The 16144-nt window shown below is 56.3% G+C and carries 13 protein-coding genes; 7 read left to right on the top strand and 6 right to left on the bottom strand.

Annotated features, from left to right (window positions below; all coding sequences use genetic code 11):
• Positions 1 to 624, bottom strand: a complete 624-nt coding sequence (locus tag ACXAEW_RS14790) for a helix-turn-helix domain-containing protein (protein ID WP_474942047.1) — start codon at positions 622 to 624, stop codon at positions 1 to 3.
• Between the two features lie 64 nt (positions 625 to 688).
• Between ACXAEW_RS14790 and ACXAEW_RS14785 the strand changes: the two genes are divergently transcribed.
• The 3 genes from ACXAEW_RS14785 (at position 689) to ACXAEW_RS14775 (ending at position 4262) form a co-directional block, all read left to right on the top strand.
• Positions 689 to 2197 carry a class I adenylate-forming enzyme family protein gene (locus tag ACXAEW_RS14785; RefSeq protein WP_474942046.1) on the top strand — a complete coding sequence of 503 codons (1509 nt, stop codon included), beginning with the start codon at positions 689 to 691 and terminating at the stop codon, positions 2195 to 2197.
• Between the two features lie 6 nt (positions 2198 to 2203).
• Entirely contained in the window at positions 2204 to 2872 is a 669-nt protein-coding gene (locus tag ACXAEW_RS14780) for a DsbA family oxidoreductase (protein ID WP_474942045.1), read from the top strand.
• 160 nt (positions 2873 to 3032) lie between these two features.
• Positions 3033 to 4262 carry a multidrug effflux MFS transporter gene (locus ACXAEW_RS14775; protein ID WP_474942044.1) on the top strand — a complete coding sequence of 410 codons (1230 nt, stop codon included), beginning with the start codon at positions 3033 to 3035 and terminating at the stop codon, positions 4260 to 4262.
• Between the two features lie 8 nt (positions 4263 to 4270).
• Here ACXAEW_RS14775 and mfd read toward each other — a convergent pair whose 3' ends face one another.
• Positions 4271 to 7723, bottom strand: a complete 3453-nt coding sequence (mfd, locus tag ACXAEW_RS14770; RefSeq protein WP_474942043.1) for a transcription-repair coupling factor — start codon at positions 7721 to 7723, stop codon at positions 4271 to 4273.
• Between the two features lie 16 nt (positions 7724 to 7739).
• Entirely contained in the window at positions 7740 to 8261 is a 522-nt protein-coding gene (locus ACXAEW_RS14765; RefSeq protein ID WP_474942042.1) for a component of SufBCD complex, read from the bottom strand.
• A 165-nt stretch (positions 8262 to 8426) separates the two neighbouring features.
• Here ACXAEW_RS14765 and hemB point away from each other — a divergent pair, with 165 nt between their 5' ends.
• Together hemB and ACXAEW_RS14755 are read left to right on the top strand one after the other, a co-directional pair.
• Positions 8427 to 9425, top strand: coding sequence for a porphobilinogen synthase (gene hemB / locus ACXAEW_RS14760; RefSeq protein ID WP_474942041.1), 999 nt, complete (start codon positions 8427 to 8429; stop codon positions 9423 to 9425).
• Between the two features lie 127 nt (positions 9426 to 9552).
• Positions 9553 to 10128, top strand: a complete 576-nt coding sequence (locus tag ACXAEW_RS14755; RefSeq protein ID WP_474942040.1) for a lipid-binding SYLF domain-containing protein — start codon at positions 9553 to 9555, stop codon at positions 10126 to 10128.
• Between the two features lie 52 nt (positions 10129 to 10180).
• On the opposite strand, the gene ACXAEW_RS14750 is transcribed toward ACXAEW_RS14755, so the two are convergent.
• On the bottom strand, positions 10181 to 11053 hold the full coding sequence (locus ACXAEW_RS14750; RefSeq protein ID WP_474942039.1) for an NAD(P)-dependent oxidoreductase: 873 nt from the start codon (positions 11051 to 11053) through the stop codon (positions 10181 to 10183).
• Positions 11054 to 11166: 113 nt separating this feature from the next.
• Between ACXAEW_RS14750 and ACXAEW_RS14745 the strand changes: the two genes are divergently transcribed.
• Both ACXAEW_RS14745 and ACXAEW_RS14740 read left to right on the top strand, forming a co-directional pair.
• Positions 11167 to 13635 (top strand): penicillin acylase family protein, encoded by a 2469-nt coding sequence (locus tag ACXAEW_RS14745; protein ID WP_474942038.1) that lies wholly within the window; start codon positions 11167 to 11169, stop codon positions 13633 to 13635.
• A gap of 37 nt (positions 13636 to 13672) precedes the next feature.
• The gene (locus ACXAEW_RS14740) at positions 13673 to 14500 is read left to right on the top strand and encodes an alpha/beta fold hydrolase (protein ID WP_474942037.1); all 828 of its coding nucleotides are present in this window, start codon (positions 13673 to 13675) and stop codon (positions 14498 to 14500) included.
• A 3-nt stretch (positions 14501 to 14503) separates the two neighbouring features.
• Here ACXAEW_RS14740 and hflX read toward each other — a convergent pair whose 3' ends face one another.
• The gene (hflX, locus tag ACXAEW_RS14735) at positions 14504 to 15775 is read right to left on the bottom strand and encodes a GTPase HflX (RefSeq protein ID WP_474942036.1); all 1272 of its coding nucleotides are present in this window, start codon (positions 15773 to 15775) and stop codon (positions 14504 to 14506) included.
• Positions 15775 to 16014: an RNA chaperone Hfq gene (gene hfq / locus ACXAEW_RS14730; RefSeq protein WP_008204623.1), complete on the bottom strand. Its 240-nt coding sequence runs from the start codon at positions 16012 to 16014 to the stop codon at positions 15775 to 15777. The genes hflX and hfq overlap by 1 nt, the downstream gene beginning before the upstream one ends.
• Positions 16015 to 16144 lie beyond the last annotated feature (130 nt).

Raw genomic sequence — 16144 nt, 5'->3', positions numbered from 1 at the left:
TTAGGCCAAGGACGTCACCCAGAGAATGGTGGCGTCCTCATCACTGACAGAGACTACATTATGCCCCATGGTCGCGTCGTAATAGGCGCTGTCGCCGCGGCGCATTTCGATCGGCTCATAAAACTCTGTATACAGTTTGATCACACCGGTCAGCACATACAGGAATTCCTCACCGTCATGGCGCACCCACCCATCAAATTCATCCATGGCACGCGCGCGCACCCGTGCACGATACGGCAGCATCTGCTTGCGCGACAAACCATCTGCCAGCAGCTCATGCTCATAGGTCGCGGTTGCATGTGCAGCGCCTTGGCCCGATTTGGTCACCGTAAAGCGTCCGTTGATCTGTTCCCGCTTTGGTGGCGTAAACAGCTGCGGAATGGAAATCTCCAACCCTTCGGCCAGTTTTTTGAGCGCCTCATAAGTGGGTGACATCTGTCCGTTTTCAATCTTGGACAGGGTTGACCGCGCCAGACCCGCCTGATTGGCGGCATGTTCCAATGTCCAATCGCGCGCCTTACGCAGCTCACGCACCCGCGCTCCCAGATCCAGCGGTTCTGGTTCAGAGGTATTCCCGTTCTCACGGGCAATCGAGATGAGGGACTTTGGATCTTTTTCTGTCATGGGCCATCTATAAGCTGCGCGCACAGGGCTTGCAACGTGTCCTGCTGCGCGGTAGCCCAATGATATGTTGTCAATTTTTGATCAAGGCCGCCATCCACCCTGCCCGCCTGACTTTAACCTCAGTGCGCATGTACTTCGTCTGGCACAAAATTATCCAGACAAAGCCGCCCTTGTCACCGCCACACGGGCGAACAGTGAAACCCTCGATTTCAAAACACTCGAAACCCGTGTTCGGGGCGTGGGCACCGGATTGCTGCAATCGGGCCTGGTCCCTGGCGATATTGTCTTGATGCGTCTGGGCAATACAGTCGATTTTCCCATCGCGTTTCTGGGCGCAATTGCCGCTGGGCTGGTCCCTGTGCCGACCTCAACACAATTGACCGTGTCTGAGACTGAGGCGATCATCAAAACCCTGTCACCGCGCGCCATTCTGCACGACCCATCCGTTGCCTCCGCTCCCTACAATACCATCCTGACACGTGATACTTTGCGGACCATGTGGGATCTGCCGCCCTGCGACTATGATCGAGGAGATCCGGAGCGTTTGGCCTATGTGGTCTATACATCCGGCACCAGCGGCACCCCCCGTCCCGTGGCCCATGCGCATCGTGCGATCTGGGCCCGCAAGATGATGATCCGGGACTGGTATGATCTGTCTGAAGGCGATCGCCTGATGCACGCAGGGGCTTTCAACTGGACCTTTACGCTGGGCACGGGTTTGATGGACCCTTGGTCGGTTGGAGCAACCGCTGTCATTCCGGGCGCGGGCGTGACTCCGTTAGATTTTCCGGACCTCCTCCGCGCAGAAAATATCAGCGTTTTCGCCGCTGTTCCGGGCATTTACAGAAAACTCCTCAAGCATCCAGATTTGTTGAACTTTACAACCCTGCGCCACGCGCTGAGCGCCGGAGAGAAACTGTCGCCCAGCATCCGTTCCGCGTGGGAGGCTGCCACAGGCCACAAGATCTACGAAGCATTTGGCATGTCGGAATGCTCGACCTTTATCTCTCATAGTCCGCGCCACACAGCGGAGCCTGACAGCCTGGGACGCCCACAGACGGGCCGCCGGATCGCGATTATTGGCGATGACGGACCTGTTCCATTGGGCGAGCCTGGCACCATCGCGGTTCACGCCTCAGATCCCGGCTTGATGAAAGCCTATATCGGTGCCGAAGATGAGACCAGGGCGCGATTTGTCGGCGAATGGTTCCTGACCGGCGATCAGGGGATCATGTCAGAGGACGGCAGCATCCATTATCAGGGTCGCAACGATGATATGATGAACGCCGGGGGCTTTCGCGTCTCGCCGTTGGAGGTCGAACATGCGCTCAGCCACTGTCCCGGTGTTACACAAATTGCCGTCACAACGGTTTCTCCCAAAGAGGATGTTGAAATCATCGCTGCCTTTTTTGTCGGGTCACCGGATCTTGATCCCGACGCTCTTTCACAATTTGCACAAACATGTTTGGCTGACTATAAGCGCCCGAAAACCTATACTCGGGTCGAAAGCCTGCCAACCAACCCGAATGGCAAATTGAACCGACACGCTTTGAGGGCGAAGTTTGAAGGATAAACCGTTATGGCAACTGTAAAACTGGATATCCTGTCAGATCCGATTTGCCCGTGGTGCTATATCGGCAAGGCAAATCTGGACAAGGCGCTGTCAGAGGTGGGTGACCATCCCTTTGTAATCGAATGGCACCCGTTTCAGCTTAATCCCGACATGCCGACCGATGGCGTGGATCGTCGCGCCTATTTGGAAACGAAATTTGGCGGCAAAGAAGGCGCAGTACAGGCCTATGCACCTGTTGTGGAACATGCGGAAAACGCCGGGCTGACTCTTAATCTGGATAAAATCACCCGCACCCCAAATACTTTGAATGCACATCGCTTGATCCATTGGGCTGGCGTTGAAGGCAATCAGACCCAGGTCGTGGACGCGCTGTTCCAAGCCTATTTTGTCGATGGTAAAGACATCGGCACCGTGGACACTCTGATTGAAATTGGCGCGTCTGTTGGTTTCGAGGCGGATGTCTTGCGAAACCTTTTGAACAGTGACAATGACTTAAACGACATTCGTGACCGGGACGCGCATTCTCGAAAGATGGGTGTCAGCTCTGTTCCAACCTTCATCGTTGCCAATCAACACGCCGTCCCAGGCGCTCAGCCGCCTGAGCTGTGGAAGCAAGTGATCGCCGATATCCAAAGCCAGCTGGCGGATACCGAAGACGCAAGCGACGCACATTAACGCGAGCCTCCTTTTGCAGTGCCGCTTTTCTGTGCTGCACTTCGGACTGGTCGATCAAAAATTGTTTCTACACTAGTGTTATTCGTTAACATGTTCTATTGCAGCGGCAGGACGCGAGGCGTGCGTGCACCGCGCCGTTTTTAATTAGAGCACCAGCCCATTGACCCAAAACACCGATGCCCCACTCGGGAAGACCGAACTGACCGCAATGGTCGCGCTCATGTTCGCAGTTGTGGCCTTCTCCATTGATGCAATGTTGCCAGCGCTGCCTGATATCGCAGCGCAGCTTTCACCAGAAGACAGCAACAAAGCACAGTTGGTCTTAACCGTTTTCCTGCTGGGAATGGGCATCGGGACGTTTTTTGCCGGGCCCCTGTCTGACACATTCGGGCGCAGGCCGGTCATCTTGCTGGGCACCGCCCTTTATGGGGTGTCCTCTGTCGTGGCAATGTTCAGCCCCTCCCTGGAACTGCTTCTTTTTTCACGATTTGTCATGGGCGTATGCGCGGCTGGACCACGTATTGTAAGCCTTGCCGTTGTGCGAGACCTCTTCAAGGGCCGCGATATGGCCCAAGTCATGTCCTACGCGATCATGGTGTTTACGCTGTTTCCAGCGGTCGCGCCTGCAATGGGGGATGCAATCATACATGTTTCAGGCTGGCGCAGCATTTTTGGTGCCTTCTTCCTGTTTTCCATGGCGGTTGTCTTTTGGGTCTTCATGCGATTGCCAGAAACAAACGGCAAGGACAGCCGCAGAACCTTGCAGCTTGGCGCTCTTGGGGCCGCCACAAAAGAGCTGTTCTCCCACCCGGTGGCGCGCGTCTCCATTGTAATCCAATCCCTTTGCATGGGCATGCTCTTTGCGACTCTGACATCGATCCAGCAAATCTACGGCGATATCTATGACCGTGCCGACAGTTTTCCCTATTGGTTCGCGCTGGTCGCTCTGGTGTCGGGTCTGGGCAGTATGATGAATGCCAAATTGGTACCACGCCTTGGCATGCGCTACATTGCGTCTGCCGGCTTGTGGTTTCAGACCGTTATAAGCTTTGCGATGCTGGTCTTCAGCCTTACCGTCCCCGCTGATCACATACCGTTTTTGTTCTTCTTGATCTGGCAATGCTCGATCTTTTTTATGATCTCGACCACGATGGGCAACCTTAACGCAATGGCGATGGAGCCTCTCGGTCACATCGCAGGATTGGCCGCATCAGTTATTGCTGCAATTTCAACCATCTGTGGCGTTATCCTAGCCACACCGGTCGGGCTGATGTTTGATGGCACACTGCGACCGATGGCTGGAGGTATGTTCTTTATGGCGCTATGTGCCGCTTTGATCATGTACAGTCTGATCAGAAGCGAGGCCCAAACGCCTAAAGCGGCGGAGTAATCCGCCGCCTAGGTTTTTGACTTCTTCTGTTGCGCGACAACTTTCTCCGCCAGATCCCGGGCAATTGCAAAGGCCCCTTTGATCTTGTCCGCGTCAGAACGCCAATCGCGACGCACCACAATCTTGTTGTCTTTGACCTTGGCCAGACCGTTTTGCCCCTGGATGAACTCCACCAACCCCTGGGGAGAGGCAAATTTGTCGTTATGGAATTGAATGGTCGCACCCTTCGGCCCGCCATCCAGCTTGGCAATTCCCGCCCGTTTGCACATCGCCTTGATGCGAACAACAAGCATCAAGGTGTTGACCTCCTTAGGCAATTTCCCAAACCGGTCAATCAGCTCCGCGGCAAAACCTTCCAGCTCCACTTTCTTGGACAAAGACGACAGACGGCGGTAAAGCCCAAGGCGTACATCCAGATCCGGCACATAGTCTTCGGGGATCAGAACCGGTACACCCAGATTGATCTGCGGCGCCCATTGATCGTCCTGTTCGGTCAGACCTTCGGCCTCGCCTGATTTGATTTTGGCAATCGCCTCTTCCAACATGGATTGATAAAGCTCGTAACCCACGTCGCGCATCTGCCCCGATTGCTCTTCACCCAGCAGGTTGCCAGCCCCGCGGATATCAAGGTCTTGAGAAGCAAGGGTAAATCCAGCCCCCAGCGTATCCAGAGACCCCAGAACCCGCAGGCGTTTTTCGGCCGTGTCGGTCAGCCTCTGGCGCGGCTTGGTGGTAAGATAGGCATAAGCGCGCGTCTTGGAGCGGCCCACACGCCCACGGATCTGGTACAGCTGCGCGAGGCCGAACATGTCGGCCCGATGGACAATCATCGTATTTGCCGTGGGGATATCAAGGCCGGATTCAACAATAGTTGTGGCCAGCAAAACATTGAATTTCCCGTCATAAAACGCATTCATACGGTCGTCCAGCTCACCCGCTGCAAGCTGGCCGTGCGCCACCACATAGTTCAGTTCTGGCAGCTGTTCCTTCAAGAACGCCTCGATCTCCGGCAGATCGGAAATACGCGGAACAACGTAAAAGCTCTGCCCCCCCCGATAATGCTCGCGCAACAGGGCTTCGCGGATGGTGACTGCGTCAAACTCGCTCACATAGGTCCGGATCGCCAGACGGTCCACCGGCGGCGTCCCTATGATCGACAAGTCCCGCACCCCGGTCAGGCTCAACTGCAAAGTCCGCGGGATCGGGGTTGCAGTCAGTGTCAGCACGTGAATGTCGCTGCGCAGTTGCTTCAAACGCTCCTTATGAGCCACACCAAAATGCTGCTCCTCGTCGATGATCAGCAAGCCAAGGTTCTGGAACTTGATATTTTTGGCCAACAAAGCATGGGTGCCGACAACAATATCTACAGTCCCGCGCGCCAGACCTTCCCGCGTTTTAGCCGCCTCCTTTGCTGAAACAAAGCGCGACAACTGCCTGACTTGTAACGGAAACCCACGGAAACGCTCGGCAAAACCGGCCGCATGTTGACGGGCCAGCAAAGTCGTTGGGGCCACAACCGCCACCTGCATGCCCGACATGGCGGCAACAAAGGCCGCGCGCATCGCAACCTCAGTTTTGCCAAAGCCCACGTCGCCGCAAACCAACCGGTCCATCGGCGCACCCGATTGCAGGTCTTCCATCACATCCGTAATCGCACGCAGCTGATCTTCGGTTTCCTGATAGGGAAAGCGTGCGGAAAATTCTTCCCAAGCATGCGGCGACGGATCCATGATCGGGGCTTTGCGCAACGCACGTTCCGCAGCAATTCGGATCAGGCGATCAGCCATCTCGCGAATACGCTCTTTCAGCTTGGCCTTTTTCGCCTGCCAGGCCCCGCCACCCAAACGGTCCAGCAAGCCCTCGTCATGGCCGTATTTGCTGAGCAGCTCGATATTTTCAACGGGCAGATACAGTTTCGCGCTTTCGGCATATTCCAGCAGCAGGCATTCATGCGCAGCTCCGGCAGCGGTGACCACTTCCAATCCCTGATAGCGCCCGATACCGTGATCGACGTGAACCACCAGATTTCCAGGTGTCAGAGATTGCGTTTCGGTCAGGAAATTCTCGGCCTTGCGCCGTTTTTTGGGAGCCCGGATCAAACGATCCCCCAAAACATCCTGCTCCGAAATTACCGTCATATCCGGGGCTTCAAACCCGTGCTCCAAGGCCCAGACCGCCAGATGCAGACCTGTTTTTCCAATCCGCGTGCCATCCGGAATTGGAACCGCCTCTGCCAGGCCTTCATCCTCAATCAAGCCTGTGAGGCGCTCACGTGCACCTTCGGAGTATGAGGCAATCACCACCGGACCTTCGGCCAGACGCGCTTTTACATGTGCGGCCAACGCCCCGAAAAGACTGATACTTTGCTGCAGTCGTTCAGGCGCAAAATTTCGTCCGATACGCGCACCTGCATCCACGACACCGGGACCGGACGCCTGGGCCAGCGGATGGAATTGGACCACCCGATGCGCAGCCACTGCGGCGTCCCATGCCGCCTCGTTCAGATACAGCAACTCGGGCGGAGTCGGTTTATAGACCGAGTCCAAACGACCCTTTTGCGCCATGGCAATTTTACGGGTTTCATATTGATCCGCGATGGTTTCCCACCGGGCCAGCCGCGCCGGCGTCACCTGATCATCAAGCGTAACCGTTGCACCCGGCAGATAGTCAAACAGGGTTTCCAGCTCTTCATGAAAGAAGGGCAGCCAATGCTCCATCCCCTGATGTTTACGCCCTGCACTGACGGCTTCATACAGAGGATCATCGCTCCCCGCCGCGCCAAATTCGATCCGGTAATTCTGGCGAAATCGCGTAATCGCCGCCTCATCCAGGATCACTTCGGACACGGGTGCCAGCTCAACAGCGTCCAACTTCTCGGTTGTGCGCTGAGACACCGGGTCAAATCGGCGTGCACTCTCCAGCACATCGCCAAAGAGATCCAGCCGCACCGGACCGCTTTCACCTGGAGGAAAGATATCAATAATGCCGCCACGCACAGCGTAATCGCCGGGTTCCATCACCGTCGGGCTTTGGGAAAACCCCATTCGAACCAGAAACTTACGCAGCGCTTCTTCGTCGATGCGATGATCAACACGCCCGTGGAAAACGGCCCCTTTCAAGACCGAACGCGCAGGCAAGCGCTGCGTGGCCGCATTAAGAGAGGTCAGTAGGACAAACTGTTTGGGGGCCTGATGCAGAAGAACCGCCAGCGTGGCCATGCGGGCTGCGGAAACATCCGGATTGGGCGACACCCGGTCATAAGGTAAACAATCCCAGCCTGGAAACACAAAGACGGGCATGTCCGGCGCAAAGAAGGCCAAAGCCGCCCGTGTCGCCTCCATCCGTTTGTCATCGCGCGCAACGTGAACAACCGGTTTGCCCGACTTATTGAGTTCTTTCAGAATCTGGCGCGCGTCAAACCCTTCGGGGACGCCACCCATTTTTACCAGTTGTGCGGTCATCACCGGTGCTCCCGCTTTAAATCGCGCCGATTTGAATGTTTTGGTACATCCCCCAAAGGGACGTTACGAAAATAGAAACAACTCCAATGAGTTGCGTGGCGAACCTGCAAGTATTCAACTGGCGCAAAAGGTCATCTCCGACCAGGCCCAGCCCATCAATCTTGTAGGCCGCACGCAGACTGACAAGAGACACCCCCACCATTGGGAAGGCGATCAGGAACACCGCCTGCGCAAATTCAATGTCAAACCAGAATCCCAAAACCGCCAAAGTGCTAAGCAGGAAACAGGCCAAAGCAACGATCCAAAGGCCTGCCACCTCCATCACATACAAGCGGCGTGCGACGTTGATCCGAACCAGAGCTTCCAGATCCTGATAGGGCTGGCCACCGCGTCTGCGGGCCCTGTTCACCAGATCAAAGGGAACGCCCAGGATCCAATGGCTGGCCGTGGACCAGGCAATCGCCAGAACAATCCAGTACCAGAGGTTGGAAAATGACCGCATATCAATCATTTCCGCCAACAAGTGAAAGAGATCCACGCTCAGGTCCTTTTTTATTCGTCATTTCTGGTGCTTGCGCGCACGTCTCTATATCAACTGTCCGGCGACCGGACACAAGCCTGTCGCGCCTGCGGCAACCTGCGCACCTTGTTTTCGACGGCTTTCCATGCAAACCAAGGGAAAAGCCCAAGCGAGAGCCAGAAGATGAAACCTACCGTCGCCTCCTTTCCAGCCGCACGCCCGCGCCGCACCAGAACTACGCAGGCGATGCGCAACTTGGTTCGTGAAAACACGCTGACGGTGGATGATCTGATCTGGCCGGTTTTCCTGCGGGACGGCACAGATGTAATGGAGCCGGTTTCCTCTATGCCCGGTGTCGTGCGGCAGTCGCTGGACAATGTGGTTAAATCCGCCAAAACCGCGCGAGATCTGGGCATCCCGGCGATTTGTCTGTTTCCCTATACCGACCCGGCCCTCAAGACAGAAGATTGCGCCGAGGCTTGGAACCCAAACAATCTGACCAACACCGCAATTCGCGCCATCAAGGACGCGGTGCCTGAACTGGCCGTGATGACCGATGTCGCGCTGGACCCTTATAATATCAATGGTCATGACGGTTTTGTGGTGGATGGGGAAGTTGTGAATGACCGCTCTGTCGAGGCCCTGGTCAAAATGACACTGGCGCAGGCGCGCTCTGGTGCGGATATTATCGGCCCTTCGGACATGATGGATGGACGCATTGGTGCGATGCGCAAGGCGCTTGAAACGGAAGGGTTTCAACACGTCTCCATCCTGTCCTATTCAGCGAAATATGCATCGGGCTTTTACGGACCGTTTCGGGATGCGGTTGGGGCTTCTGGGGCGCTCAAAGGGGACAAGAAGACCTATCAGATGGACCCTGGCAACACGGACGAAGCGCTGCGCCTGGTGGAACGTGACCTCCAAGAGGGTGCCGACATGGTTATGGTCAAACCCGGTATTGCTTATTTGGATATCTGCCACCGTGTCAAAACCACTTTTGGCACGCCGACCTTTGCCTATCAGGTCTCGGGCGAATACGCCATGATCATGGCCGCAGCGCAGAACGGTTGGATCAACGAAGACCAGGTGATGATGGAGAGCCTTCTGGCCTTTAAACGCGCAGGATGCGACGGGATCCTCACCTATTTCGCACCTGCAGCAGCCAGGCTTCTGAACGGGTAAGGCCAATTGTAAAAAATGGCAATTTGTCGCTGTTCTCTGCCGCGCGCAGATGACAATCAGCAAAGTTGAGCTTATAAATCCCAATTAAGAACGACAAAAAGTCGAGCTTGAAAACAGGACAGGCAAAATGAGCAGCAATCGTAACACGAATTTCACACGTCGGGGGTTCGCCCTCAGCGCGATGGCCGGTCTTGGTGTGACCGCCGCATGTGGCAACGGTGTCGGCACCAGCAATGCCGCCAAAATCGATGCCCGTGTGGATGCCACTCTGGACCAGATGTACAGTCTTTATCCAAACACCCGTGGCCTTGCGGAAAAGGCAACGGGCCTTCTGGTGATGCCACTGGTAACCGAGGCGGGCTTTGTCTTTGGCGGGGCCTATGGCCGGGGGGCACTGCGGATCAATGATGTGACCGTGGATTATTACTCCACCGTAAAAGGCAACGCGGGTCTGCAAATCGGCGCGCAGCAATATGCACATGTGCTCTTTTTCATGACCCAAGATGCGCTGTCGAACTTCCGCCGGTCTTCCGGTTGGGCCGCCGGCGCGGATCTGGAATATGTGATCCAGAACGAAGGGAATGCGCTTGCAGCGGACACCAACACGTTGACCTCGCCCATTCTGGCAGCGATTTTTGGACAGGCTGGCCTACGCATCGGAGCCACTCTGGAAGGCACCAAATACACGCGTATCATTCCATAAGGCGCCTGTTTTTCTTGAAAAAGCCCCGGTCAAAAGATCCGGGGCTTTTGTGTTATCCCAGCTTGCGCAGACGTTTAAACAGGCTTGACGTGTCCCAACGCCCGCCTCCCATTTTCTGCACATCTTTGTAAAATTGATCGACCAACGCGGTTACCGGAAGGCTTGCGCCATTTTCATCCGCCGCATCCAGGCAGATGCCCAGATCCTTGCGCATCCAATCGACCGCAAACCCATGTTCAAACTCATCTGCCAACATGGTCTCATAGCGGTTGGCCATCTGCCAGCTTCCGGCCGCTCCTTGGGAAATGACTTCGACAACCGCCTTGCCATCAAGATCCGATTTTTCGGCAAAATGCAGCGCTTCGGACAGGCCCTGAACCAGACCTGCAATGGCAATCTGGTTGCACATCTTGGTCATCTGCCCGGCCCCGCATTCCCCGATACGGCGGCAGATACGCGCATAGGCCTGCATGACAGGCTCCGCGCGATCATAGGCATCCGCGTCGCCACCACACATGACAGAAAGAACGCCGTTTTCCGCTCCGGCCTGCCCGCCGGACACAGGCGCATCAACAAAGGAAATGCCCGTTTCTTTGGCAACATCATAGAGTTCACGCGTCACTTTGGCCGAAACGGTGGTATGATCCACAAAGACAGCGCCCGAAGCCATACCGGCAAAGGCACCGTTTTCGCCCGCGCAGACAGAGCGCAAATCATCGTCATTGCCGACGCAGCTCATGACAAAATCAGCGCCTTGTACCGCAGCACGCGGGGTTTCGCCGAATGCGCCGCCAAATTCCGCAACCCAGGCCTCCGCCTTTGCAATTGTGCGGTTATAAACCGTCACTTCATGCCCTGCCTTTTGCAAATGTCCAGCCATAGGATACCCCATGACCCCCAAGCCCAAGAACGCAACTTTTGCCATGTGCTTTCCCCTCTGAATAACTTGCCTTATGGTCGCGCTGACCCTACCAGCCTAGGGCGCAAGCGCAAGCGACGCATCCGCTAAAGTTTTGAAAGCTCGGGAAAGATCACCACATGGCGCGACTGGTAAATTGGCTCTTGAAACTGACGGCTGTGGGCGTGCTTCTGGCTCTTGTATGCGCCATTGCGGTCTACTTCCTCGCGTCGCAATCCCTGCCGGAATATGACAAGGAGATCGCCCTGCCCGGCGTCACCGCCCCGGTTGAGATCGTGCGCGATAACGCAAATGTCCCGCATATTTTCAGCAGTTTCGGAGCCAGTGACGAAGACGTCTATTTTGGCCTCGGCTATGCCCATGCTCAGGACCGCCTGTGGCAAATGACAGTTTTGCGCCGCACCGCACAGGGACGCCTGTCTGAAGTCTTTGGAAACCGCACCATCGAGAGCGACAACCTGATGCGGCGACTGGATATCTATCGTCTGGCCCAACAATCAGTTGCATCCCAATCGGCAGAAACGCTCACAGCGCTACAAGCCTATGCCGCAGGGGTGAATGCCCGCCTGCTTGAGATCAACGAACATGCTCTGGGGCGCGGTGCTCCTGAAATGTTCCTTTACGCTGCACCTGTTGCGCCATGGCAGCCGGCTGACAGTCTGGCGCTGTTGAAGCTCTTGGCGGTGCAATCTTCAACTCAGATGCAGAACGAGATCCTGCGCACCCGAACCTCTCTGGCCCTGGAAAACCCGGACCGCCTGCGCGATATCCTGCCGGATGCGCCGGGCAATGGCATTTCCGTTCTCCCGGAATACACGGAGCTGTTTCCGCAAATGCAGGGGTATGCCAGTGCGAACAAGACGGCCCCGACAATTTGGCCCATCCCCGAACGCGGCCTTGCCAGCGCATCAAACGCCTGGGCTGCAGCGCCGAGCCGCTCGGCGGCGGGTGGAACACTTTTGGCCAATGACCCCCATAATGCGCTCAAGGCGCCCTCGGCCTGGTATCTGGCGCGGCTGGAGCTGGCGACCGGTGGCGTGATCGGAGCAACGATGCCGGGCATTCCTGCCGTACTGTCCGGCCGTTCGAACCATCTGGGCTGGGGGATTACCGCCTCATATCTGGATGACCAGGATCTGTTCATCGAACAACTCAACCCGGCCAATCCAGAGGAATATCAGACCCCAACCGGGTTCAAATCCTTCCGCACCCGCCGCGCGATTATCAACGTCAAGGATGCGCCGCCCGTTACCTCGACACTGCGCTGGACAGAAAACGGCCCGGTGCTGCCGGGGGGGATGTTCAACCTCTCGACCATAACGCCTCCTGGACATGTGGTGAGCCTCAGCTCCACGGCGCTTAGCCCTGCCGACACCACCATGACAGCTGCGCTGGATCTGATGCGCAGTCAGGACGTGGATCAAGCCATTGACGCTGCCGAAAATTTTGTTGCCCCCTCTTACAACCTCGTGCTGGCTGACATCACCCATATCGCGATGAAGACCATTGGTGCCGTGCCGCAACGCAGCAGCCGCCACCAGAGCAAAGGCCGCCTGCCGAGCCCTGGCTGGAGGCGCGAAAACCGCTGGCAGGGCCGTGCCCCCTATGCCGCCAATCCGGTATTCCGCAATCCAATCGGCGGAATTCTTGGGAACACAAACAACAAAATCGTCGAGCGCCCCTTTCCAAACCATATTTCCTATGACTGGGGTGACTCTCAACGTATTCACCGCTGGCAACGACTGATGCAATCTCGAGAGGTTCACACCCGCGACAGTTTCATCGAAGCCCAGCAAGACACCGTATCCTTTGCCGCCCGGACACTGCTGCCATTGATCGGCGCGGACCTCTGGTTCACCGGAGAAGCCGCGCCCGAGGGGACACCTGCCCGCAAGCGGCAAACTGCGCTGAATCTTCTGGCGCAGTGGAATGGCGAAATGAACGAGCATCTGCCAGAGCCTTTGATCTATGCCGCATGGGTCCGAGCTTTGCAAAAACGTCTGATTGAGGATGACATAGGCACATTGGCCGATGCGTATCCACGCGTAGACCCCCTGTTTCTGGAACGGGTGTTTCGCGATATTGACGGGGCTTCAGCATGGTGTGACATCCGACAAAGCGCGCTGGTCGAAAGCTGCACGGATATTTCGCGCCTGGCTCTTGATGACGCTATTTTGTGGATAGATGAGACCTTCGGGGGCAGGCTGGAAGCCTTGCGGTGGGGCGACGCCCATCAGGCCAGCCACATGCACGAAGCCATGGGCCGCATCCCGGTGGCGCGGTATTTTGTGAACATCAGCCAATCCACCAGCGGCGGCGACAATACTTTGCAACGCGGTCTAACCTCGGGCCGCGCTTCTGCCCCCTTCACCAATATTCACGCATCCGGCTATCGAGGCGTATACGACTTTGCCGACCCGGACAGCTCTGTCTTTGTGATCTCAACCGGGCAGTCGGGGCATTTTCTGTCGCGGTATTACGACGACATGTCCCAACTGTGGCGGCGGGGCGAATATATACCTATGTCTCTGGATGAAAACCTTGCGCGAGCGGCAGCGGTTGGTATTACACGCATACTACCGCAATAGGTGAGTGGAATCACTCGCCGTTCCCGACAAGAGAGCAATGCCCAAAGTTATTCAATACCTACTTCTTTTGACCGCATTGTTTTGTGTCGCATTGGTCTCTGTGCCACAGGCGGACAAGGAGATAACTGCGTTCTTGTCACCAGCCCAAGCTGCCCCGGTTCAACCCGGAAGCGGCAGCTATGCAAAAGTTGTCCGCACAACACTCCAGAGCCGGGCTCTGGCGGAGCATTCCTACAGCCCATCGGAACAGGTAACATCGCTTGCCACCCGGTACAGCTATGGCGACAACAGCTGGTATCTTTATGCGCCCAAAGGGGACACCCCCGCGCCCTTGGTCATTCTGTTTCACGGCTCAGGTCGTAACGGGCTGTCGATGATCGATATGTGGAAAGAGACCGCCAAGGATCAGGACGTGATCCTTCTCGCGCCCAATGCCAGCGGTCGTTCCTGGGGAACCTCCGATTTTACCATGACCAGCCTGCAAAAGATGTTGGACGCGGCGGCTCAGGAGCGAAAGATCGACCGGGAGCGGATCTATTTGTTTGGCCATTCAAACGGCGGCAGCTTTGTGACGCTTTTACTCAATGGGTTTGAGGGCCCCTGGAAGGCCGCCGCAACTCATGCGGGGTTTGCCTCTGCCGAAAACATTATCGCCCCTCTAACGGCGAAACCTTTCCGGATCTACCTCGGCGAAAAGGACCATATCTTTGGCGAAGCTCCGGCAGAAGAGACCGCACGCGCCATGGCCCGTGCTGGTCATTCGGTCACTCTTCAGTTGATCCCTGATCATTCCCACTGGTTTTACGAAATCGGCCCCCAGATCGCCCGAGACAGCTGGGCCTGGTTCAACACCCTGCCGCGGTAACAGTCACAGTTTGGCGTAACGCGCCTTCTGAGTGTCGGTCCACAAAACAGTCAGCTCAAACCCAGTGTCCGTCTGCGTTTCGCTTTGCACAACTTCCTGTTCAAACAACCATGCGCGTTGTTTACCCTGCGCAAAGGTTAGAACCAGATCTTCTTCGAAACGTTTTCCCTGTAGAAGTTGGGCAATCGTGTCCAACAACTCGGGCAATCCCTCTCCGGTCAGAGCGGAAATCGCAAGAAGGTTATCCTCACGCGTCGCGCGCTCGCGCCGCGCCTCGGCCTCATCTTCTGGCAATTGATCGATCTTGTTCCAGACCTCCAACATCGGACGATTTTCATCCACCCCCAATGACGCCAAGATCGCCTCGACATCTTCGGCCTGCGTTTGGGTTTCCTCGTGGCTGATGTCGCGCACATGCAAGATCACATCAGCCGCCAGAACTTCCTCCAGTGTCGCTCGGAAAGCGGCAACCAACTCGGTGGGCAAATCCGAAATAAAGCCAACCGTGTCCGACAGGATCACCTCTGGCCCATCGGGCAGTTCCACACGGCGCATCGTGGGGTCAAGCGTGGCAAAGAGCATGTCTTTGGCCATCACCTCTGCCCCGGTCAACCGATTGAACAGCGTGGATTTTCCGGCGTTGGTATAGCCAACAAGCGCCACAATCGGATAAGGGATCTTGGCCCGAGCGGCACGGTGCAGGGTGCGGGTTTTTACAACTTTTTCCAGCTGGCGCCGAAGTCGCACCAACTGTTCGTCAATGGCACGCCGGTCGGCTTCGATCTGGGTTTCCCCAGGACCACCAACAAAGCCCAAACCGCCCCGCTGCCGCTCCAGGTGCGTCCAGGCGCGCACCAGACGCGTGCGCTGATAGCTGAGCGCCGCCATCTCCACCTGCAAAACACCTTCACGCGTACGCGCCCGATCCGAAAAAATCTCAAGGATCAGACCCGTGCGGTCCAGGATCTTGACCTTCCAGGCTTTTTCCAGATTGCGCTGCTGCACAGGCGAAACCGGGCCGTCAATCAGCACCAGTTCGATGTCTTCCGCTTTGAGCTTCTGCGCCAATTCTTCGATCTTGCCAGAGCCAAAAAGATAGCCCGGCTGCGCTCTGGGCAGGCGGATGACATCATTGCCGATCACATCAAGATCGGGCAATGCAACAGCAAGGGAAACAGCTTCCTGAAGCGCTGCCGCTGGTTCGCGGCGCGATTGTTCAGATTTGATATCCGGATGCAACACCCAAGCCCGGGTGCGCTTCCTGTCGTGTTCCATCAAGAGGCGTCTTCACCTTCATAAAGGCTGATCGGCTGGGCGGGCATGATGGTCGAAATTGCGTGTTTATACACCAACTGCGATTGGCCATCGCGGCGCAGCAGAACGCAGAAATTATCAAACCAGGTGATCACTCCCTGAAGTTTCACACCGTTGATAAGGAAAATTGTTACTGGAACCTTGGTTTTGCGAACATGGTTCAGGAAGGCGTCCTGAAGATTCTGTCTGTCCGAAGCCATTTTTATTATCTCGCTTTTTTTCTTGTGCCACGCGCTGCGGACCAACGCGCCTGGTTTTTCTTAGTATGAACGCAGAGTAAACAAGTTTCCACCCGAAAATTCTGCATTTGCCACATGGTTAACCGCGATT

The sequence above is a fragment of the Epibacterium sp. ABZ3_068 genome, from assembly GCF_056159265.1.
The sequence above is the reverse complement of the archived record's forward strand: the minus strand, read 5'-3'. Positions and strand labels throughout refer to the sequence as shown.

Coding starts and splice junctions, on each gene's coding strand:
- mfd (WP_474942043.1), bottom strand. CDS start 7,723: ATGACCGCACAACTGGTAAAAATGGGTGGCGTCCCCGAAGGGTTTGAC.
- ACXAEW_RS14740 (WP_474942037.1), top strand. CDS start 13,673: ATGCCCAAAGTTATTCAATACCTACTTCTTTTGACCGCATTGTTTTGT.
- hfq (WP_008204623.1), bottom strand. CDS start 16,014: ATGGCTTCGGACAGACAGAATCTTCAGGACGCCTTCCTGAACCATGTT.
- ACXAEW_RS14745 (WP_474942038.1), top strand. CDS start 11,167: ATGGCGCGACTGGTAAATTGGCTCTTGAAACTGACGGCTGTGGGCGTG.
- ACXAEW_RS14755 (WP_474942040.1), top strand. CDS start 9,553: ATGAGCAGCAATCGTAACACGAATTTCACACGTCGGGGGTTCGCCCTC.
- hemB (WP_474942041.1), top strand. CDS start 8,427: ATGAAACCTACCGTCGCCTCCTTTCCAGCCGCACGCCCGCGCCGCACC.
- hflX (WP_474942036.1), bottom strand. CDS start 15,775: ATGGAACACGACAGGAAGCGCACCCGGGCTTGGGTGTTGCATCCGGAT.
- ACXAEW_RS14785 (WP_474942046.1), top strand. CDS start 689: ATGTTGTCAATTTTTGATCAAGGCCGCCATCCACCCTGCCCGCCTGAC.
- ACXAEW_RS14780 (WP_474942045.1), top strand. CDS start 2,204: ATGGCAACTGTAAAACTGGATATCCTGTCAGATCCGATTTGCCCGTGG.
- ACXAEW_RS14790 (WP_474942047.1), bottom strand. CDS start 624: ATGACAGAAAAAGATCCAAAGTCCCTCATCTCGATTGCCCGTGAGAAC.
- ACXAEW_RS14750 (WP_474942039.1), bottom strand. CDS start 11,053: ATGGCAAAAGTTGCGTTCTTGGGCTTGGGGGTCATGGGGTATCCTATG.